This is a genomic window from Amycolatopsis sp. NBC_01488 (assembly GCF_036227105.1).
Classification (GTDB): Bacteria; Actinomycetota; Actinomycetes; order Mycobacteriales; family Pseudonocardiaceae; genus Amycolatopsis.
In genome coordinates this window covers 4577458-4595675 of sequence record NZ_CP109434.1, presented here as the reverse complement: position 1 = coordinate 4595675, position 18218 = coordinate 4577458, and the positions used below count along the sequence as shown (strand labels likewise).

The window sequence follows — 18218 nt, the reverse complement described above, 5'->3', positions numbered from 1 at the left end:
CGGCGACGAAGGGGATCACGAAGATTTCCGCCGGGAAGTAGAAGGTCCCGCTCGTCTGGTTGGGACGTAGATCGCGTACCCGATGAGGAAGACCCCGCCGACCACGGCCCAGAAGCGTTCGGACGCCTTGATCCGGGGCGCGCACGCGACCCCGAGCAGGACGACACCGCTGAGCACGCTGAAGACTTCGTAAGCACTCATGACAATTCCTTTCCGAGTGGATTCAGCGGGGCAGCGTGCTGCCCTTCGGGGCGTGGCTGTGCGAAATGAGCTTCGCGAAGCAGTGGTCGGCATCCAGGTGCTCGGCGACGCACCACTCGTTCGCGGCCGCGCCGGTGGAGAAGGGCGTGTTCGCCACCGTGACCCAGAAGTCGCCCTTGGTGTAGCTCGTGAAGTCGCCGGACCAGAGCAGCAGCGCCGATGGGTACGACTGCCGGGTCGTCGTGAAGTCGGCCCAGATCGCGCGGTAGTCGTAGGTCCTGCCGTCCGCCACGAGCCCGTAGTCCTTCGACGACAGCTGGGGAACCCACTTGTCCGCCAGGGTTTCCACCTGGGCCCGGTCCGTGGCCGCCTGCTGCTGGAGCGTGGCCTGGGCGGACGTCTCGTCGTCGGCCGGAGACGGCGCGGAGGTCGAAGTGGCCGGCGAGTACGACGTCGGCGGCTCGGTGTAGGGCGCCGCCGTCGACGTCGTGGGAGCGGAATAGCCGTAACCGCCGTAGCTCCCGTAGCCGCCGCCACTGCCCTGGGTGCTGCCGGAGTCCGCGTAGCTCGTCGTGCCCATGCCGAGTTCGTGCCCGCAGACCTCCGCGATCCCCGACGTCGCGCTCATCAGCTGGAGACCGTTCGTCGAATCGGCATCGGCGATCTTCTGCAGCGCGTCGGCGTCCCGCGTCAGGTCGCCGCCCTGGTACCGGCGGGCCAGGTCGGCGAGGTCGTCCGCGCTGGAGAACACGGCGTTGTCGAAGAAGCCGTTCCCCATCAGAAAGTCCTTGCCCAACGTGTCGAATTCCGTGCACAGCGCACGCCGGTCCACCGGGCCGGTGGCGCAGGCCGCCAGGCCGGACGCGCCGACGACGGCCGTGACGGCCAGTACGGCGAGCCTCGGGGTCACTCGTTTCATCTCCGCCTCCCGCGTTTCTCGCAGCAAAGGTCGGCGGCCGCGGGAATTCCGCTACCGGTTCCCGGCGAACTGTCGTGGAACTGACCGGTAGGCGAATACGTAAAAGCAGCGGGAAAGGTGATTCGCCGCCGGTCAGCCCTCCAGGAGAGCGTTTCCCAGTGGGGTGAGCGAGTGCAGCACGGTGTTGCGCTCCCGGTGCGTGATGATCAGCCCGGCGCGGCGCAGCACCGAGGCGTGCTTGCTGGCCGCCGACGGCGTGACGCCCAGCCGCGCCGCCAGCTCGGACGTCGAGCACCCGACCGCCAGGACGGTCAGCACCGCAGCGCGGGTCGGGCCCAGCAGGTCCGCCAGCGCCCGGCCCGACGCCTTGCGCGTCCCGTGGCCGAAGCCCGCCGGCGGGGCGGCCTGGCGGACGCACGGGTAGTGCAGCCGCGGCGTGCCGCCCGGGGCCGCGGGCACCAGGGCCGGGCACACCGCGAAGTAGGTCGGGACCAGCAGCAGGCCGGTGCCCTCCGAGGGGACGGTGCCGGTGATCCGGTCGTCGGTCTCCAGGACCGGCACGTCCCAGCGCACCAGCGGGCGCAGGCCGGTCAGCAGCGCGTCGACGCCGCCGTGGAGCAGCAGCTGCGTGCGCATCCCGAGGTCGGCGTCCACCTGGCCGGACACCGTCTCCCAGCCCGGGGCGAGCGCGAGCTCGTGGTACTCCCGCATGGCCTGGACCAGCCGTGGCAGGCCCGCGGGGTCGCCGTCGGCGAGCGCGGCGGCCCAGGACGGCAGGTCGTGGGCCGGCGGCGTCGTGCGCAACGCCGTCTTCAGGCTCACCGGGTCCGTTTCCAGCACCGCGGCGAGCCCGGATTCCAGCTCGTAGCGCCCGGCGGCAGGCAGCAGGAAGCCCGGGATCGGCGCGCCCGGCCGGCAGAGCCACATCAGCACCGCCGCCGAGTCGGGCAGGCCCTGCCACACGCGGTAGCGCCACCGGTTGAACGCCGCCGACGCCGCGGCGCGGCCGCCGTCGCGCCGCTGCAGGACCTGCAGGCTCGCGGCGAGCTCCCCCATCGGGTCGGCCGCGGCGGCGAGCCCGACGCGGACGAGGTCCGCCAGCGTCAGCTCGATGCGCACGTTCTCCCCCCGGTGTCTGCCCCTCTATCGGCGCCGGTTCCGTTCCGTTACACGCCTGACGTGCGTTCTGTCCCCTCGCGGAAATGACCTCGACGGCGGCGGAGACGCACTGAATGATGGTTTCGGAGACCGCTTTCGGGGGTTTGACGGTCTCGACGAGGGGGAATCGCCGGCACGACCACGCGCCGGGTCCGCAGTGACCCGGGACCGGTTCGCGCCTGCCTTCTTCCGTCGTCGTCAGAAGCACCGACGATGTCGAAAAGGGGAACTATGACGAAGATGAAGCGGCTGATGGTGACGGTCGCCGCGGCGGCCGGGCTGTTCGGCCTGGTGGCCGTCCCGCAGGCCGGCGCGGCTCCGGCCGACGGCAAGGGGACCGCGGTCACGTCGATCGGCGACCTCAAGCTGCGGCCGTCCAAGGTGGCCGGTGCGGCGAAGCAGCGGGCCACCGCCAAGGCGGCCGCGCAGGCCGTCGACCCGGGGCCGTACCTGCTGGAGTCCGCAGCCTTCGGGCGCTGCTGGGACGCCGACCTGGGCACCATCAACGCCAACGGCACGAAGATGCAGCTCTGGGACTGCAACGACACCGCGCCGAACCAGGCGTTCTGGCTGACCCAGAACCCGGAGGGCTACTACCGCTTCCAGAACTACCAGAGCGGGCGGTACCTCGACGCCGACACGAACACGATCGGCGCGAACGGCACCAAGGTCCAGCTGTGGGACTACATGGCGGGCGGCAAGAACCAGTGGTGGACCCTCACCTCGATCCCCGAGGGCTACCTGCGGCTGCAGACCCCGGCGAGCCCGCGTTACCTGACCGCCGAGGGGTCGGTCGGGGCCAACGGCACGCGGCTGCAGCTGTGGGACTTCATCGCGGGCGGCAAGTCGCAGTGGTGGTTCTGATCCGTTAGCAGCCGAACGCGGGTCCCGATCGGGGCCCGCGTTTCGCTTTCGGCGGACGATTCGGCGCTCAACTTAATCTTTCGTGTGAATCGCCGGAATCGGTGGCACGCGGGGCCTCGGGCCCGGCACTCTGGATTCAGGGGAACACGGTCGGCCAAGGGGGCTTCGGGCGGCCGTGCACCGCCGTCCGGCGGTAAGTCCACACGGGAGGGGAGCCCGAAATGAGTGTCGACCTGTCCACCACGCTGTCCTGGACCACGGCGACCGGGGATGCCGGGGTGCTGCTCGGCGAACTGCAGCCGAACATCCTCAAGGCCCACGTCCGCGATCACCTTTCCGTGCTGCTGCTGGGTTTCGGCGACCCGGCGCAGGCGCGGGCGTTCCTGGTCTCGGTCACCGGGAAGATGAAGTCCGCCAAGGCCCACCTCGAAGAGGTCGGCGCGTTCAAGGAGGGCGGCGCGGCGGGCACGCCGTACGTCGGCGTCGGGCTCACCGCGGCCGGCTACCGCGCCCTCGGCGTCGAGAACTTCCCGCAGGACGAAGCCTTCCTGCGCGGGATGGCGGCCCCGGCCACGCGGCGGAAGCTGAACGACCCGCCGCGCTCGACGTTCGATCCGGGCTACCACGGGGAAATCCACGCCGTCGTACTGGTCGGCGACGCCACGGACAAGGCGATGACCGCGCGACGCAACGAAATCCTGGGCCTGCTGCCGGACTCGGTCACCGTGCTGGCGGAGGAAACCGGGCTGGGCCGCGTCAACGCGCGGGGCGAGGGCATCGAGCACTTCGGGTACGTCGACGGCCGCAGCCAGCCACTGTTCCTCACCGAGGACGTCGACGCGGAGAAGAACAACACCGACGGCATCAACGTGTGGAACCCGGCGGCACCGCTGTCCCAGGTGCTGGTGCCCGACACCGCGGCGCCCGACCCGGGCGTGCACTTCGGCAGCTACTTCGTCTTCCGCAAGCTGGAACAGAACGTGCGGCGGTTCAAGCAGGCCGAGGCGGACCTGGCCGACACGCTCGGCCTGACCGGCGACGACCGGGAGCGCGCGGGCGCGATGATCATCGGGCGGTTCGAGGACGGCACGCCGCTGACCACTCAGCGCGAAGACGGCGCGGAAAGCCCGGTGTCGAACAACTTCACCTACGACAGCGACCGCGCGGCGCTGAAGTGCCCGTTCCAGGCGCACATCCGCAAGACGAACCCGCGCGGCTCCGGCGGCGCCGAAGAGCCGGCCGGCGAGCGCCTGCACCTGATGGCGCGCCGCGGCGTCACCTACGGCGAACGCCCGGACGACCCCAACGCGGACATCCCGCCCGCGGCGCGCCCGAGCGGCGGCGTCGGGCTGCTGTTCATGGCGTTCAACTCGGTGCTGGACAACCAGTTCGAGTTCACGCAGGCACTCTGGGCGGACAACCCGGGCTTCCCGATCGTGGCCGGCGTCACCCCGGGCCTGGACCCGGTGATCGGCCAGGGCGAGCGCGCGGCGTCGGACTACACGGTCGAGTGGGGTGGCTCGACGCAGCGCACGGCCGACCCGGTGCCGCAGTCGGTGACGGTGCGGGGCGGTGAGTACTTCTTCATGCCGTCGCTGGCTTTCCTCAGGGCACTCTGAGGCCGTTGGCCGCCGAGGAGGCCGGGCGGTCTGCCGCGGCTGGTCGTGAGTGAGAAACAGCGTTAGAACACTGTTTCTCACTCACGACCTCTCGCCGAGGAGGTCCAGGGCCAGCAGTCCCGCGCCCAGCCGTCCGGCCTCGTCGCCCAGCTTCGCGATCCGCAGCTCCGGCATCCGCTGGAACGTCAGGTGCGAAGCCAGCCACTCGCGGACCGGCTCCAGCACGTAGTCCGCTGCCGTGAACAGCCCGCCGCCGAGCACGATCACCTCCGGGCCGAGCAGCGTCAGCAGCGTGCGGATCCCGTGGCCCAAGCCGTCGAGGGCGTCCTGCACCACCGCCACCGCGACCTCGTCGCCGTGGCGGGCCAAGTCCACGACCTCACGAGCGCCGTCGGCCGGGCGGCCCGTGCGTTCCGTGTAGCGGCGGGCGATCGCCGCGGCCGACGAAATCGCCTCCAGGCAGCCGATCGCGCCGCAGCCGCACTTGCCCGCGTGGCCCACGTCGATGTGCCCGACCTCGCCCGCCTGCCCGTGCGCGCGGTGGATCCGGCCGTCGAGCAGCAGCGCCGCCGCGATGCCCGTGCCGACCGGGATGAACGCCGCGTTCGTCGCGCCCTGGCCCGCGCCGACGCGGAACTCGGCGATGCCGCCCGCAGTGACGTCATGGCCGAACGCCACCGGCAGCCCGAGCCGTCCCTCCAGCAGCTCGCCGAAGTGGACCTCGCGCCAGTCGAGGTTGGCCGAGAAGTGGCAGACGCGCGTCTCCTCGTCCACGATCCCGGGCACGACCACGCCCACCGCCGCCGGCGTCCCGGTGCCCGCCTGCTCGGCCAGCGCGGCCACGATGTCGCCGACCTGCGCGGCCAGCGCCGTGCCGTCCGCGCTGCGCGCCGTCTCCGCGCGCAGCGTCGCCCGGGGCTGGAGCTGCTCGTCCAGCAGTGCCGCCTTGATCGTCGTCCCGCCCACATCGAGGGCCGCCACCATTCGAGTCACCGCGGCATTGTCACATTGACGCGGCCCAAACGGCGGACCTACGCTCAACCGGCCAGACGAGGAGATTCCGGAACGCGGTGCAAGTCCGCGCGGTCGCGCCACTGTGACCCCCGCCGAGGGGGAAGCCAGACCCGGATCCCTTCGTGCAGTCCCCGATGAGGCCGCGAAAGCCCGAGGAGGCCACGCTCATGTCCCACACGGCAGCTCCCGCCGTTCCGCTCCCGATCCGCATCCCGATCCGTGAGATCGTGCCGTGGGCGGTGTTCGTGGTACTTCTCGCCCTGATCGCGCTGTACTTCGTGAGCGCCGAGCAGGGCGCCACGGCGGTGTTCGCGAACATGTACGTCCACGAGTTCGTGCACGACGGCCGGCACCTGCTGGCCTTCCCCTGCCACTGATCGGCGGCACGCGCTCCCATGATGAAGACCCTGCTGGTCCGCGGCATGCTCGCGGGCCTGATCGCCGGCGTGCTCGCGTTCGGCTTCGCCTACGCCTTCGGCGAGCCGTCGGTGAACACCGCCATCGGGCTCGAGGAGTCCGGCAGCCACGCCCACTCGCACGACGCCGGCGCCGCGCCCGCCGAAGCGCCCGCAGAGGAGCTCGTCCCGCGGGACATCCAGAGCACCCTCGGGCTGCTGACCGGCGTGCTGGTCTACGGCGTCGCGATCGGCGGCCTGCTTTCGCTCGCCTTCGCGTTCGCCCAAGGCCGCCTCGGCAGCCTACGTCCCCGCGTGACGGCGCTGTTGCTCACCGGCGGCGCGTTCGCCGTGGTGTTCCTGGTCCCGTTCCTGAAGTACCCGGCCAACCCGCCGGCGGTCGGCCAGCCGGGCACGATCGGCTCCCGCACCGAGCTGTACTTCGGGTTCGTCGCGGTGTCGCTGCTGGCGGGCATCCTGGCGACGGTGTTCGGGCGCAAGCTCGCCGACCGCTACGGCGCGTGGAACGGCTTCCTCCTGGCCGCGGCCGGCTACCTCGTGGTGATCGGCGTGGTGGCCTGGCTGCTACCGGTGGTCGACGAGGTCCCGGCGGACTTCCCGGCGTCGACACTGTGGAGTTTCCGCACGGCGTCGGTCGGCACCCAGGTGACGCTGTGGCTGGCGCTGGGCCTGGCGTTCGGCGCCTTCGCGGAGAAGGCGTTGACCAAGAAGGCCGCCGTCGCCGCCTGACCCGATACCCGGCCGGGGCGCCAGGGGCTCAGTCCGTGCAGACGACCTGCTCGCCGGAGAACGACGAGCTGTCGGAGCTGCTGGCGCCGTTACCGGCCCCAGGACAACGCGGGGGCGGGTGTTCGGTTTGGTCACTGGGGCGCGCCGGGTGGGACGAAGGGCAGGTCCTTCGGCGCGCCCTGGTCCAGCAGCGTGCCCAGGGCCGCCGTGTCCAGGTGGTCATCGATGGCGTCGGCCAGTTTCTCCAGCATCTGCTCGCGCAAGTCGGCGAAGCCGGGGGCGCCCGCTGCCGGGGTCCAGTCGACGCCGGCTTGGGCCGCGGCTTCCGTGAGCCAGGCGCGGCGGAATGCGTCGTTTTCGAAGGCGCCGTGCCACATCGTGCCCCAGACGGCGCCCTGACGTACGCCGTCCAAAAAGGACTCTTCGCGAGCCGGCATCGTCACCGAGCCGTGGTGGATTTCGTACGCGTCGACCCGGGTGCCCCGCCACGTCCCCGACGGGCGGGCGAGCACCTTCTCGGCGGCGAACGTCACGCGCGCCGGCAGCAGGCCGAGGCCCGGCACCTCCCCCGCGCCGGACTCGACGTCGTCCACAATGGACTCTGCGAGCATCTGGTAGCCGCCGCAGATGCCCAGGACCGGGCGGCCGGCGGCGGCGCGGGCGTTGACCGCGGTGTCGAGGCCGCGGTCGCGCAGCCAGGCCAGGTCGGCCACGGTGGCGCGTGACCCGGGCAGCACGACGACGTCCGCAGCCGCGACGGTGTCGGGGTCGGCCGTGAGCGTCACGGTGACACTGGGTTCGGCGGCGAGTGCGTCGACGTCGGTGGCGTTGGACGCCCGCGGGAAGCGCACGACGGCCACCCGCAGCCCGCGGCCGTGGGCCTCGCGGCGCCAGCCCGCGGCGGCGAGGGCGTCCTCGGAGTCGATCCAGACGCGGTCGAGCCACGGGAGCACGCCCAGCACCGGCCGGCCGGTGACCTTCTCGAGGCTGTCCAGGCCTGGACGCAGCAGGCCGACATCGCCGCGGAACTTGTTGACCACCCAGCCCGCGACGAGCGCTTGGTCCTCGGCGGACAGCAGGGCGAGAGTGCCGAACATGGCGGCCAGGACGCCCCCGCGATCGATGTCGCCGACGACCAGCACGGGCAGGCCGAACCGCCGCGCGAGCCCCAGGTTGACGTAGTCGCCGCCGCGCAGGTTGATTTCGGCGGGGCTCCCGGCACCTTCGCAGACGACGACGTCGTAGCGGGAGCTGAGATCTTCGTAGGCCGCGAAGGCGATCTCGGCGAGCCCGGCCCGGCCGGTGGCGTACTCGCCGGCTTCGAGGGTCCCGAAAGGCTTCCCGAGCGCGACGACGTGACTGCGCCGATCACTGCCGGGCTTGAGCAGAACGGGGTTCATGGCGGCTTCGGGCTCGACGCGGGCAGCACGCGCCTGCAGCCACTGGGCACGCCCGATCTCGGCGCCGTCGGCGCAGACCATGGAGTTGTTGGACATGTTCTGGGCCTTGAAGGGGGCGACGCGGACGCCCCGGCGGGCGAGCCACCGGCAGACCCCGGCGGTGACGAGGCTCTTCCCGGCATCGGAGGTCGTGCCGGCGATCAGCAGGCCGCTCACCGGACTTTGTCCACAGCCGGGCGCGCGGAGGCGGAGTTGTCCACAGATCGCCGAACGGCCCCTTGTCCGGAGGGTGCACCGATAGACTGGACAGGGGACGCCCCCCAGGGAGTGGCGGGGGCTGCGGTCGCGGCGGCTGCGGTCGCGGCGGCTGCTGCGGCGGCGGCCACCAGTGCGGCGAGGCCGACCAGGCGGGAGAGCCGCACCGCCCTTCTCAGGTCGACCGGCTCCGGGTCGCGTCCCTCCCCCAGCCGGGACCGGCTTTCCACCTCGCCGCCGTAGCTGTTGGTGCCGCCGAGTCGGATGTCCAGCGCGCCCGCGAACGCCGCCTCCACCTGGCCCGCGTTCGGGCTCGGGTGCCGGCCGCCGTCGCGGCGCCACATTCGCCACGCACTTCGCCCGCGACCTCCCGCCGCCGGCGCGCACAGCGCCGTGAGCGCCGCACCGGCCCGCGACGGCACCAGGTTGACCACGTCGTCGGCCCGCGCCGCGGCCCAGCCGAAGTTCCGGTACCGCGGTGACCGGTAGCCGACCATCGCGTCGAGCGTGTTCAGCGCGCGGTACCCCAGCAACCCGGGCATCCCGGCGACCGCGCCCCAGAACAACGGCGCCACGACCGCGTCCGAAGTGTTCTCGGCGATCGACTCGGTCGCCGCGCGGGTCAGCTCGGCGGAATCGAGCGTCGTCGCGTCGCGCGCGCAGAGGTGCGAAAGCCGCGTACGCGCCGAAGGCACGTCGCCCGCTTCGAGCAGCCGGGCCATTTCGGCGCCTTCGGCAGCGAGGCCGCGTCCACCGAGCACTACCCACGTACACACGGCAGTGAGGCAGAAGCGCGCGAAGGGGCTTCGCCGCGTCGCCGTCTGAAGCGCGACGCCGAGGCCTACAGGACCGAAGGCGCACAAGCCCGCGTACACCGCTCCGCGTGGCTTCGAATCCGCCCACAGGACACGTTCGAGGCGCGCGGCCGCCGAGCCGAAGAGCGCGACCGGGTGCCCCCGTCGGGGGTCGCCGAACAGGGTGTCGGCGACATATCCGGTAACGAGTCCGGCAGCGGTTGTCCCTAGACGGAGTGGCACGTGGCGCACGGTAGCGCGTGCACCACAATGCCGGGTATGACCAAGCTGACCCACCGGCTCGCCAGCTCCCTCGAAACCCTCGCCCGTGCCTTGCGCCGCTACGGACGCGACGAAGGCAAGGTGCTGGTCCTCGGTGGCGTCCGCTCGGGGAAGTCGCGGCACGCCGAGCGGCTCGTCGCCCGCCACCCGCGCCTCGTGTACGTCGCGCCGGGCCTGCCCGCGGGCGACGACGACCCCGAGTGGGCCGCGCGGGTGGCCGCGCACCAGGCGCGGCGGCCGTCGCACTGGAAGACCGTCGAGACCACGGACCTGGCCGGCACCCTCCGCAAGGCGACCGAGCCGCTGCTGATCGACTGCCTCGGCACCTGGCTGTCCCGCGTGCTGGACGACGTCGGCGCGTGGCGGCAGAAGCCGGGCTGGGAGCACCGGCTGGACGATCGCCTCGAGGATTTCCTGGCCGCCTGGGCCGCGGCGCGCGTGCCGGTGGTCGCGGTGAGCAACGAGGTCGGCAGCGGTGTGGTGCCCGCAACGTCGTCCGGACGGCTGTTCCGTGATGTGCTGGGCGCACTCAACAACCGGGTGTCCGCCGACGCCGACCGGGTCGTGCTGGTCGTCGCGGGCCGGGCGCTCGACCTGTAGCCAGGAGGCACCCGTGTTCGACGTTCCCGTGCCCGACCCCGCCGCCCGCGCCGCCGCGCTGGAGCGGCTCGACGGCCTGGTCAAGCCGCTCGGCGCGCTCGGCAGGCTGGAGGACATCGCCGCCTGGCTGGCCGCGGCGCACGGGAGCGTGCCCTCGCGCCCGCTGGACGACGTCCGGGTGGTCGTCTTCGCCGGCGACCACGGCGTGTCGGCGCTCTCGGCGTACCCGCGCGAGGTGACCGCGGCGATGGTGCGCGTGTTCCTGGCCGGCAAGAGCGGCGTGAACGTCCTGGCGGCACAGGTCGGCGCGCAGGTCCGGGTGGCCGACCTGGGCGTGGACTGGGACGGCGCGGACGTGCCCCCCGCCGTCACGGCACACAAGATCCGCCGGGGCTCGGGCTCGATCGACGTCGAGGACGCCCTCGCGCCGGGCGAGGCGCAGGCGGCGTTCGACGCGGGCCGCGCGATCGCCGGCGAGGAAGCCGAGGCCGACCTGCTGATCCCGGGCGACATGGGCATCGGCAACACGGCGATGTGCGCGGCGCTGGTGGCCGCGTCACTGGGACTGCCGGCGGCCGAGGTGGTCGGCACCGGGACGGGCGTCGACGCGGCGGGCCTGGAGCGCAAGACGGCCGCGGTGTCGGCGGCCTTGGCGCGGACCGCGGGCCGGGTGGAGGACCCATTCGAGCGCCTGACGGCGCTGGGAAGCGCGTGCGTCGCGGCGACGGCGGGGTTCCTGGTCGAGGCGGCGGTCCGCGGGATCCCGGTGCTGCTGGACGGGGTGTTCTCGGGCGCGGCGGCCCTGGTCGCGCGGGACATCGCGCCGGGCGTGGAGCAGTGGTGGCTGGCCGGGCACCGGTCGACGGAGCCGTCGCAGGCGTTCGCGCTGAAGGCGCTGGGGCTGGAGCCGATCCTGGACTTCGGGTTGCGGCTCGGCGAGGGCAGCGGTGCGGTGCAGGCGGTCCCGACGCTGCGGGCGGCGCGGGCGATCCTGGCCGACATGGGCTTGCTCGCGGACCTGGCTTGAGCCGCTGGGCCGACTCCGCGCGGATGGCCGTCGGGACGCTGACCACCGTCCCCGTCCCGGCGCCCCGCGTCATCGACCGCCGGGTCGCGGGCGGCGCCATGGTGCTCGCCCCCCTCGCCGCCCTCCCGCTCGCCGCGGCCGCCGGGCTCGTGGTCGCCGCGGGGACCGCACTCGGCCTCCCCGCGCTCGCCACCGCGGCCCTCGCGCTGGGCGCCGTCGCACTGGGGAGCCGGGGCCTGCACCTCGACGGGCTCGCCGACACCGCCGATGGCCTCGGCGCCTCCTACGACCGTGCCAAGGCCCTCGACGTCATGCGCCGCGGCGACTCCGGGCCCACCGGCGTCGCGACGCTCGTCTTCGTCCTGCTCGCGCAGGTCGGCGCGCTGACCGCCGCCGGCCCGGTGACCGCGGCCGCGGGAGTTCTCGTCGGCCGGTGCACGCTCTCGCTGGCGTGCGCCCGCGGAGTGCCCCCGGCCCGGCCGGAGGGCCTCGGCGCCGCTGTTGCGGGCTCGGTTCCCCGCACCGCGGCGCTCGCCGTGGGCGTCGCCGCCACCGGGCTCGCCGCCCTGCTACCCGGCCTGCCGTGGTGGCGCGGGCCGCTCGCGGTCGTTCTCGCCTACGCCGCCACCGGAGCGCTCCTGTGGCGGTGTACCAAGCGGCTGGGCGGCGTCACCGGCGACGTTCTCGGCGCGGGCGTCGAAGTCGCCGTCGCGACCGCGCTGGTCGCGCTCGCTTGGCGCTGATGCGCGCGTCACGATCGAGGCCCCGGCACCGCCTTGGACGTCGCGAAAATGTCGTACCCCCTTTCTAGAGTGCAGCGCGTGAACCGAACCGATCGGCTGTACGCGCTCGTCGAAGAACTCCGTGCTGTCGCGCCCCGCCCACGCAGCGCGCGCTGGCTCGCGACCCGGTTCGAGGTGAGCGTACGCACCGTCGAACGGGACATCAGCGCGCTGCAGCAGTCCGGCGTGCCGATCTACGCCGAAGTCGGCCGCACCGGCGGGTACTGCCTCGACAAGGCGCACACGATGCCGCCGGTCAACCTGACCCCCGGTGAGGCCGTCGCCATGGCCCTCGCGCTGAAGCACCTCGACGGCACCCCGTTCCGCGCGGAAGGGCGCTCGGCGCTGCGCAAGCTCATCGCGGCGATGCGACAGGAGGACGCCGCCGCGGCGCAGGACCTCGCCGCCTGCGTCCACCTGCTCGGCGAGGGTCCGATCCCGCCGATGCCGCACGTGCTCGGCATCCGCCGCGTCCTGCGCATCCGGTACGCCGACCGCGAAGGCACCGTCACCCGGCGGGAGATCGAGCCGCTCGGCTACGTCGGCAAGCCCGCGCACTGGTACCTGGTGGCCTGGTGCCGGCTGCGCCGGGAGGTCCGGGCCTTCCGCACCGACCGGATCACCTCCTTCTCCGTGACCGCCGAGGTGCCGCCGCTGCGCCGGCTGCGGCCCGAGGACCTCGACATCCCGTACGGCGACGTCGAGCAGCTCACTTTGGCGGGGTGAACACCGAGAAGTGGTTGCCCGCCGGATCGAGCAGGTGCGCGAACGTCACGCCGACCGGGTTGACGCTCGGTGGCCGCTGCACCCGCCCGCCGGCTGCCTCGACCTGACGGCAGGTGGCGTCGACGTCCTCGACCAGCACCGTGAAGATCGCGTAGTTCTCCTTGCCGGTGAACAGGCCGCCGCGCGAGCCACCAGTGTCGATGACGCGGTAGGCCGTGTCGGTGCTCGCCGCGTCGTCCTGGGCGACCTTCCAGCCGAACACGTCGCCGTAGAACCGTTCGGCGCCCGCCGGGTCGGCGGCGCCGATCTCGAACCAGGCGACGTCGTTGAATCCGGGCATGTCGTTCCTTCCGCTGCCACACCGGGCGTTTCCCGGCTCTGCCCAGTCTCGGCGGCGGTGGCGACAACCCCCTGTCGGTGTTTACAAAAGCTTCCGCAACGCGCTCAGGAACGCGTCCGTCGTCGCGGGGTCACGGACCGCCAGGCGCAGGTGGTCCGGGCCGAGGCCCGGGAACGTGTCGCCCCGGCGCACCGCATAACCCGCTTCACGCAGCCGAGCACGCAGCGAAGCGCCGTCCGGGACCCGAACCAGCACGAACGGACCACGTGGGTCACCCACCACGGGAACACCCGCATCCGTCAGGCGCGACACCAGGTAGTCGCGGTCTGCCTCCCCCGCGATCGCCAGCTTTTCCGCCTCCTCCAAAGCGGACGGACGGCAGCACGCCACCGTCGCCACGCCGGCCAGCGTGGACACCGACCAGGGCACCTGCACCGCCCGCAACCGCTCGATGACGTCCGGCGCCGCGAGGACGTATCCCGCCCGCAGCCCGGCCAGGCCCCACGTCTTCGTCAGGCTGCGCAGCACGACGATACCCGGGACACCGGCGGCGAGGGTCTCGACCTCGCCGGGGACGGCGTCCAGGAACGCCTCGTCGACCACGAGCAGCCGCCCGGGTCGCGTCAGCGAACGCAACGACGAAGACGGGTGCAGCACCGACGTCGGGTTCGTCGGATTGCCCACGAACACCAGGTCGGCATCGGCCGGGACCAGCGCCGGGTCCAGCACGAATCCGTCCTCTTCGGACAGGATCACGCGCGACACCGCGTGTCCCGCCGCCCGCAGCGCCGCCTCCGGCTCGGTGAACTGCGGGTGCACGACCACCGCGTGCCGTGGCCGGAGAGCCGAAGCCAGCAGCGTGAACGCCTCCGCCGCGCCGGCCGTGACCAGGACTTCCGACGGAGGACGGCCGTGGCGCGCGGCAACGGAAAGCTCGGCATCCACAGTGGACGGATAAGCGGCCAGGGTGTCCAAAGCGGACGCCAGCTCGTCCCGCAGCCACGCGGGCGGCCGCGGCAGCCGGACGTTCACGGCGAGGTCGACCAGCCCCGGCCCGACCTCCCGGTCACCGTGGTGGTGCAGGTCGTAGTCACGCATTGGCTCGAACCCGCGCCGCGAACCGCCGGGCCAGCTCGGGATACCCGGCCCAGTGGACGTGCAGGTAGGACGCGTGCAGGGTCGGCGACGCGAAGCCGTCCAGCTGCCGGTCCCAGCCCCACGCGGCCGTCGCGCCGTGCGACGGCGTGACCTCGGTGCGGTGGAACTCGTGCCCGGTGACGCGCTGCCCGGCCGTGGCCAGGACGTTGTCCTCGACGGCGACCGCGCGCCGGTAGCCGAGCTTGCCGCGGGCGGTCATCTTCGCGTCCGCGGGCACCGCGCCGACCATCGGCAGGCCGTCCAGCGACTGGCACAGGTACAGCAGGCCCGCGCATTCCGCGCTCACCGGCATGCCGCGTTCGATCGCCGACGCCACCTCGAGCCGCAACGCCGTGTTCGCCGACAGCTCCGCCGCGTGCACCTCGGGGAACCCGCCGCCGAAGTACAGCCCGGCACACCCGTCGGGCAAGGCCTTGTCCCGCAACGGATCGACGTCGACCACCTCGACCCCGCAGGCGGCCAGCAGCTCGACGTTCTCGGTGTAGCGGAACGTGAACGCCGCCCCGCCCGCGGCCGCGACGGTCACGCGCGGACCGTCCACACCGGACGGTTCCCACGCGGGTGCCGAAAGCCGCGAAGCCCCGGAAGCGATCCGGACAATCGTTTCGAGGTCGACGCCGTCGCGCACCCACGCGGCCAGGGAAGGCAGCACGCGCTGCGCGTCCGACGCCCGTTCCGCCGCCGGGACGAGCCCGAGGTGCCGGCTCGGCGCGTGGATCTCTTCGTTGCGGTACAACGCGCCCAGCAGCGGGACGCCGGTGGCCTCCAGCGCGGCCGCGATCTCGTCGCGGTGCCGCTGCGAGCCCAGCTTGTTGAGGATGACCCCGGCCAGCCGCACCCGCGTGTCGTAGGAAGCGAACCCGAGCACGGTGGCCGCGACGCTGCGCGACGCCGCCGACGCGTCCACGACCAGGACCACCGGCGCGTCCAGGAGCCGGGCGACGTGCGCGGTCGAGGCGTAGCCCTCGGTGCCGAGAGCGCCGTCGAACAGGCCCATCACGCCTTCGATGACCGCGATGTCGGCGCCGCGGGAACCGTGCCGCAGCAACGGGATCAGCGCGTCTTCGCCCTGCAGGAACGGGTCGAGGTTGCGCGCGGGGCGCCCGGTGGCGAGGGCGTGGTAGCTCGGGTCGATGAAGTCGGGCCCGACCTTGTGCCCGGAGACGCGGTGCCCGGCTTCGCGCAGCGCCGCCATCAGCCCGGCGGCGATCGTGGTCTTGCCGTGCCCGGAGCCGGGCGCGGCGACGACCACGCGCGCTACCACTCGATCCCCCGCTGGCCCTTCTGGCCGGCGTCCATCGGGTGCTTGACCTTGGTCATCTCGGCGACGAGGTCGGCGGCCTCGACCAGCTCGGGCGGCGCGTACCGGCCGGTGACGACGACGTGCTGGTGCCCCGGCCGGGAGACCAAAGTGGACACGACGTCGTCGACTTCGAGCCAGCCCCACTTGAGCAGGTAGGAGAACTCGTCGAGGACGTAGAAGTCGTGCGCCTCGGCGGCGAGCCGGCGCTTGATCTCCGCCCAGCCCTCACGCGCGTTCGCCGCGTGGTCCTCGTCGGTGCCGGACTTGCGCGTCCAGCTCCAGCCCTCGCCCATCTTGTGCCACTCGACCGGGCCGCCCTGGCCGGTGTCGTCGTGCAGCTTGCCCAGCGCCTTGAACGCGGCTTCCTCGCCGACGCGCCACTTCGCCGACTTGACGAACTGGAACACGCCGATCGACCAGCCCTGGTTCCAGGCGCGCAGCGCCATCCCGAACGCGGCCGTCGACTTGCCCTTCATCTCGCCGGTGTGCACGGCGAGCAGCGGCCGGTTGCGGCGCTGGCGGGTGGTCAGGCCGTCGGCCGGCACAACCGAAGGCTTTCCCTGGGGCATCAGGCGGCCTTTCCGGTCCGGGCGCGGACCGCGTTCGCGAGGGACTCGGCGGCGACGTCGCCCAGGGGCACGTGCTCCGCGCCCAGGTGGCCGGCCAGGTCGGCGGCCAGGCCGAGCCGCATCCGGCCGCTTTCGCAGTCCATGACGATGGTGGTGACGCCGGCGAGCAGTCCGGCCGCGGCCTGGGCGCGCGCGACGGCGTCGGGCCCGCTGGTGGCCCGGCCGTCGGTGACGACGACCAGCAGCGGACGGCGCCGCGGGTCGCGGATCTCCTCGACGCGCAGCACCCGCGCGGCCTCCAGGAGGCCTTCCGCGAGGGGTGTCCGGCCGCCGGTCGGCAGGCCTTCGAGCCGGGACGCGGCCGCGTCGACGCTGATCGTCGGCGGCAGCGCCAGTTCGGCGGCGTTGCCGCGGAAGGTGACGAGCCCGACCTTGTCGCGCCGCTGGTAGGCGTCGAGCAGCAGGGACAGCACCGCGGACTTGACCTCGCGCATCCGTGCCTTGGCGCCCATCGAGCCGGACGCGTCGACGCAGAACAGCACGAGGTTGCCTTCGCGGCCTTCGCGCAGCGCGAAGCGGAGGTCCTGGCGGCGCAGCTTCAGCCCAGCGCCGTCGCGGCCGCGGGCTTTCTGGTGCGGCGCCGCGGCTTTCACCGTCGCGACCAGGTGCGGCCGTCCGTCGCGGACGCTCGGGGGCTGGACGCCGATGGTGCGACCGCTGTCGGTGATCGCGCGCGACCGGCGTCCGCGCTCGCCTTCGCCCGTGCCCTTGACGCGGAACACGCGTGCCTTGAACGTCTCGCCCGCGCCGACGGTCTTCTGCTGCCCGCCGCTCGGCTTCTGCTGGGGCTCGCCCTGCGGCGCCTCTCCCTGCGGGACTTCCCGCGGTGCTTCTTCGGGCGTCGACCCCGAACCGGGACCGTCGTCTTCGGGGCCCGGCTCCGGCGGCTGGGCGTCCCGGAGGGCCTGTTCCAGCTGCTCTTCCGAGATGCCCGGGGCGTCGAACGGGTTCCGGCGGCGGCGGTGCGGCAGCGCGAGCCGTGCGGCGACGCGGACGTCGTCGGTGGTCACCTCGTCGCGCCCGGCCCAGGCCGCGTGCGCGACCGCGGTGCGCGCGGTGACGATGTCCGCGCGCATGCCGTCGACCTCGAAGGACGCGCAGACCTCGGCGATCCGGCGCAGCGCGTCGTCGGGCAGCTTGACGGCGGGCAGAAGCCGTTGCGCCGCTTCGATGTCCGCGGCGAGCTGGGCGTCCTCGGCCGCGTACTCGGCCGCGAAGCCGTCCGGGTCCGCTTCGTAGGCGAGACGCCGCCGGACGACCTCGACGCGCTGCTCCGGGTCGCGGCTGGAGGCGACTTCGACGGTCAGGCCGAACCGGTCGAGCAGCTGCGGCCGCAGCTCGCCTTCCTCGGGGTTCATGGTGCCGATCAGCACGAACCGCGCGGCGTGCGACACCGAGACGCCCTCGCGCTCGACGGTCGCGCGGCCCATCGCGGCGGCGTCGAGCAGGGTGTCGACGAGGTGGTCGTGGAGCAGGTTGACCTCGTCGACGTAGAGCAGCCCGCGGTGCGCGGCGGCCAGCAGGCCCGGCTGGTAGTCCGTGACGCCTTCGCCGAGCGCGCGTTCGAGGTTCAGCGACCCGACGACGCGGTCCTCGGCCGCGCCGACCGGCAGCTCGACCAGCTTGGCCGGGCGCCGATGGCTGATCGTCACGTCGTGCGGGCCGTCCGGGCAGGCCGGGTCGGGCGCCTCGGGATCACAGGAGAACCGGCAGCCGTCCACGACGTCGACGCTCGGCAGCAGGCCCGCGAGCGCGCGGACCATGGTCGACTTCGCAGTGCCCTTCTCGCCGCGTACCAGCACGCCGCCGACCGCGGGGGAGATCGAGGAGAGAACCAGCGCCAGGCGCAGGTCCGGCAGCCCGACGACGGCGGTGAACGGGTACGGCTTCAACAGCACTCCTGAACTCGGCGACCGGCCGATCATCGCACAGCGCCCGGCTCGCTTAGGGTGGGAAATCGTGCGCGAAAAATCACGTCCACCTGCAACGGGACCCGAGGGGC

19 protein-coding genes are annotated in these 18218 nt (G+C 73.0%); 8 read left to right on the top strand and 11 right to left on the bottom strand.

Annotation, left to right across the window (positions count from 1 at the left end):
• Nucleotides 1-15 precede the first annotated feature (15 nt).
• The 3 genes from OG738_RS22315 to OG738_RS22305 form a co-directional block, all read right to left on the bottom strand.
• Nucleotides 16-201 carry a hypothetical protein gene (locus OG738_RS22315; RefSeq protein ID WP_329056321.1) on the bottom strand — a complete coding sequence of 62 codons (186 nt, stop codon included), beginning with the start codon at nt 199-201 and terminating at the stop codon, nt 16-18.
• A gap of 22 nt (nt 202-223) precedes the next feature.
• On the bottom strand, nt 224-1120 hold the full coding sequence (locus OG738_RS22310) for a hypothetical protein (protein WP_329056320.1): 897 nt from the start codon (nt 1118-1120) through the stop codon (nt 224-226).
• Between the two features lie 132 nt (nt 1121-1252).
• The gene (locus OG738_RS22305) at nt 1253-2239 is read right to left on the bottom strand and encodes an ArsR/SmtB family transcription factor (RefSeq protein WP_329056319.1); all 987 of its coding nucleotides are present in this window, start codon (nt 2237-2239) and stop codon (nt 1253-1255) included.
• Nucleotides 2240-2509: 270 nt separating this feature from the next.
• Here OG738_RS22305 and OG738_RS22300 point away from each other — a divergent pair, with 270 nt between their 5' ends.
• Nucleotides 2510-3142 carry an RICIN domain-containing protein gene (locus OG738_RS22300; protein ID WP_329056318.1) on the top strand — a complete coding sequence of 211 codons (633 nt, stop codon included), beginning with the start codon at nt 2510-2512 and terminating at the stop codon, nt 3140-3142.
• 221 nt (nt 3143-3363) lie between these two features.
• Nucleotides 3364-4761 (top strand): Dyp-type peroxidase, encoded by a 1398-nt coding sequence (locus OG738_RS22295; protein ID WP_329056317.1) that lies wholly within the window; start codon nt 3364-3366, stop codon nt 4759-4761.
• Nucleotides 4762-4842: 81 nt separating this feature from the next.
• On the opposite strand, the gene OG738_RS22290 is transcribed toward OG738_RS22295, so the two are convergent.
• The gene (locus OG738_RS22290) at nt 4843-5745 is read right to left on the bottom strand and encodes an ROK family protein (protein ID WP_329056796.1); all 903 of its coding nucleotides are present in this window, start codon (nt 5743-5745) and stop codon (nt 4843-4845) included.
• A gap of 197 nt (nt 5746-5942) precedes the next feature.
• Between OG738_RS22290 and OG738_RS22285 the strand changes: the two genes are divergently transcribed.
• Together OG738_RS22285 and OG738_RS22280 are read left to right on the top strand one after the other, a co-directional pair.
• Complete coding sequence (locus OG738_RS22285) at nt 5943-6152, top strand: CbtB domain-containing protein (RefSeq protein ID WP_286002977.1); 210 nt, start codon at nt 5943-5945, stop codon at nt 6150-6152.
• An 18-nt stretch (nt 6153-6170) separates the two neighbouring features.
• Nucleotides 6171-6920: a CbtA family protein gene (locus OG738_RS22280; protein ID WP_329056316.1), complete on the top strand. Its 750-nt coding sequence runs from the start codon at nt 6171-6173 to the stop codon at nt 6918-6920.
• 131 nt (nt 6921-7051) lie between these two features.
• Here OG738_RS22280 and OG738_RS22275 read toward each other — a convergent pair whose 3' ends face one another.
• Nucleotides 7052-8536, bottom strand: coding sequence for a cobyric acid synthase (locus OG738_RS22275; protein ID WP_329056315.1), 1485 nt, complete (start codon nt 8534-8536; stop codon nt 7052-7054).
• Nucleotides 8533-9612 carry a cobalamin biosynthesis protein gene (locus OG738_RS22270; RefSeq protein ID WP_442875918.1) on the bottom strand — a complete coding sequence of 360 codons (1080 nt, stop codon included), beginning with the start codon at nt 9610-9612 and terminating at the stop codon, nt 8533-8535. Before OG738_RS22270 ends, OG738_RS22275 begins: the two co-directional genes overlap by 4 nt.
• Nucleotides 9613-9648: 36 nt before the next feature.
• Here OG738_RS22270 and OG738_RS22265 point away from each other — a divergent pair, with 36 nt between their 5' ends.
• The 4 genes from OG738_RS22265 (at nt 9649) to OG738_RS22250 (ending at nt 12786) form a co-directional block, all read left to right on the top strand.
• The gene (locus tag OG738_RS22265) at nt 9649-10251 is read left to right on the top strand and encodes a bifunctional adenosylcobinamide kinase/adenosylcobinamide-phosphate guanylyltransferase (RefSeq protein WP_329056314.1); all 603 of its coding nucleotides are present in this window, start codon (nt 9649-9651) and stop codon (nt 10249-10251) included.
• Between the two features lie 13 nt (nt 10252-10264).
• Nucleotides 10265-11278 (top strand): nicotinate-nucleotide--dimethylbenzimidazole phosphoribosyltransferase, encoded by a 1014-nt coding sequence (gene cobT, locus OG738_RS22260; RefSeq protein ID WP_329056313.1) that lies wholly within the window; start codon nt 10265-10267, stop codon nt 11276-11278.
• A 23-nt stretch (nt 11279-11301) separates the two neighbouring features.
• Nucleotides 11302-12021, top strand: coding sequence for an adenosylcobinamide-GDP ribazoletransferase (locus OG738_RS22255; protein ID WP_329056794.1), 720 nt, complete (start codon nt 11302-11304; stop codon nt 12019-12021).
• Nucleotides 12022-12099: 78 nt separating this feature from the next.
• Nucleotides 12100-12786 carry a helix-turn-helix transcriptional regulator gene (locus OG738_RS22250; protein ID WP_329056312.1) on the top strand — a complete coding sequence of 229 codons (687 nt, stop codon included), beginning with the start codon at nt 12100-12102 and terminating at the stop codon, nt 12784-12786.
• On the opposite strand, the gene OG738_RS22245 is transcribed toward OG738_RS22250, so the two are convergent.
• From OG738_RS22245 to OG738_RS22225, 5 genes are all read right to left on the bottom strand, one after another.
• Nucleotides 12770-13126: a VOC family protein gene (locus OG738_RS22245; RefSeq protein WP_329056311.1), complete on the bottom strand. Its 357-nt coding sequence runs from the start codon at nt 13124-13126 to the stop codon at nt 12770-12772. The two genes, OG738_RS22250 and OG738_RS22245, sit on opposite strands and share 17 nt — an antisense overlap.
• A gap of 81 nt (nt 13127-13207) precedes the next feature.
• Nucleotides 13208-14224, bottom strand: a complete 1017-nt coding sequence (cobC, locus tag OG738_RS22240) for an Rv2231c family pyridoxal phosphate-dependent protein CobC (RefSeq protein WP_329056310.1) — start codon at nt 14222-14224, stop codon at nt 13208-13210.
• Entirely contained in the window at nt 14217-15548 is a 1332-nt protein-coding gene (locus tag OG738_RS22235; RefSeq protein WP_329056309.1) for a cobyrinate a,c-diamide synthase, read from the bottom strand. Before OG738_RS22235 ends, cobC begins: the two co-directional genes overlap by 8 nt.
• Nucleotides 15542-16156, bottom strand: a complete 615-nt coding sequence (gene cobO, locus OG738_RS22230) for a cob(I)yrinic acid a,c-diamide adenosyltransferase (protein ID WP_329056308.1) — start codon at nt 16154-16156, stop codon at nt 15542-15544. Before cobO ends, OG738_RS22235 begins: the two co-directional genes overlap by 7 nt.
• Nucleotides 16156-18108: a putative cobaltochelatase gene (locus OG738_RS22225; RefSeq protein WP_329056307.1), complete on the bottom strand. Its 1953-nt coding sequence runs from the start codon at nt 18106-18108 to the stop codon at nt 16156-16158. The genes cobO and OG738_RS22225 overlap by 1 nt, the downstream gene beginning before the upstream one ends.
• Nucleotides 18109-18218 lie beyond the last annotated feature (110 nt).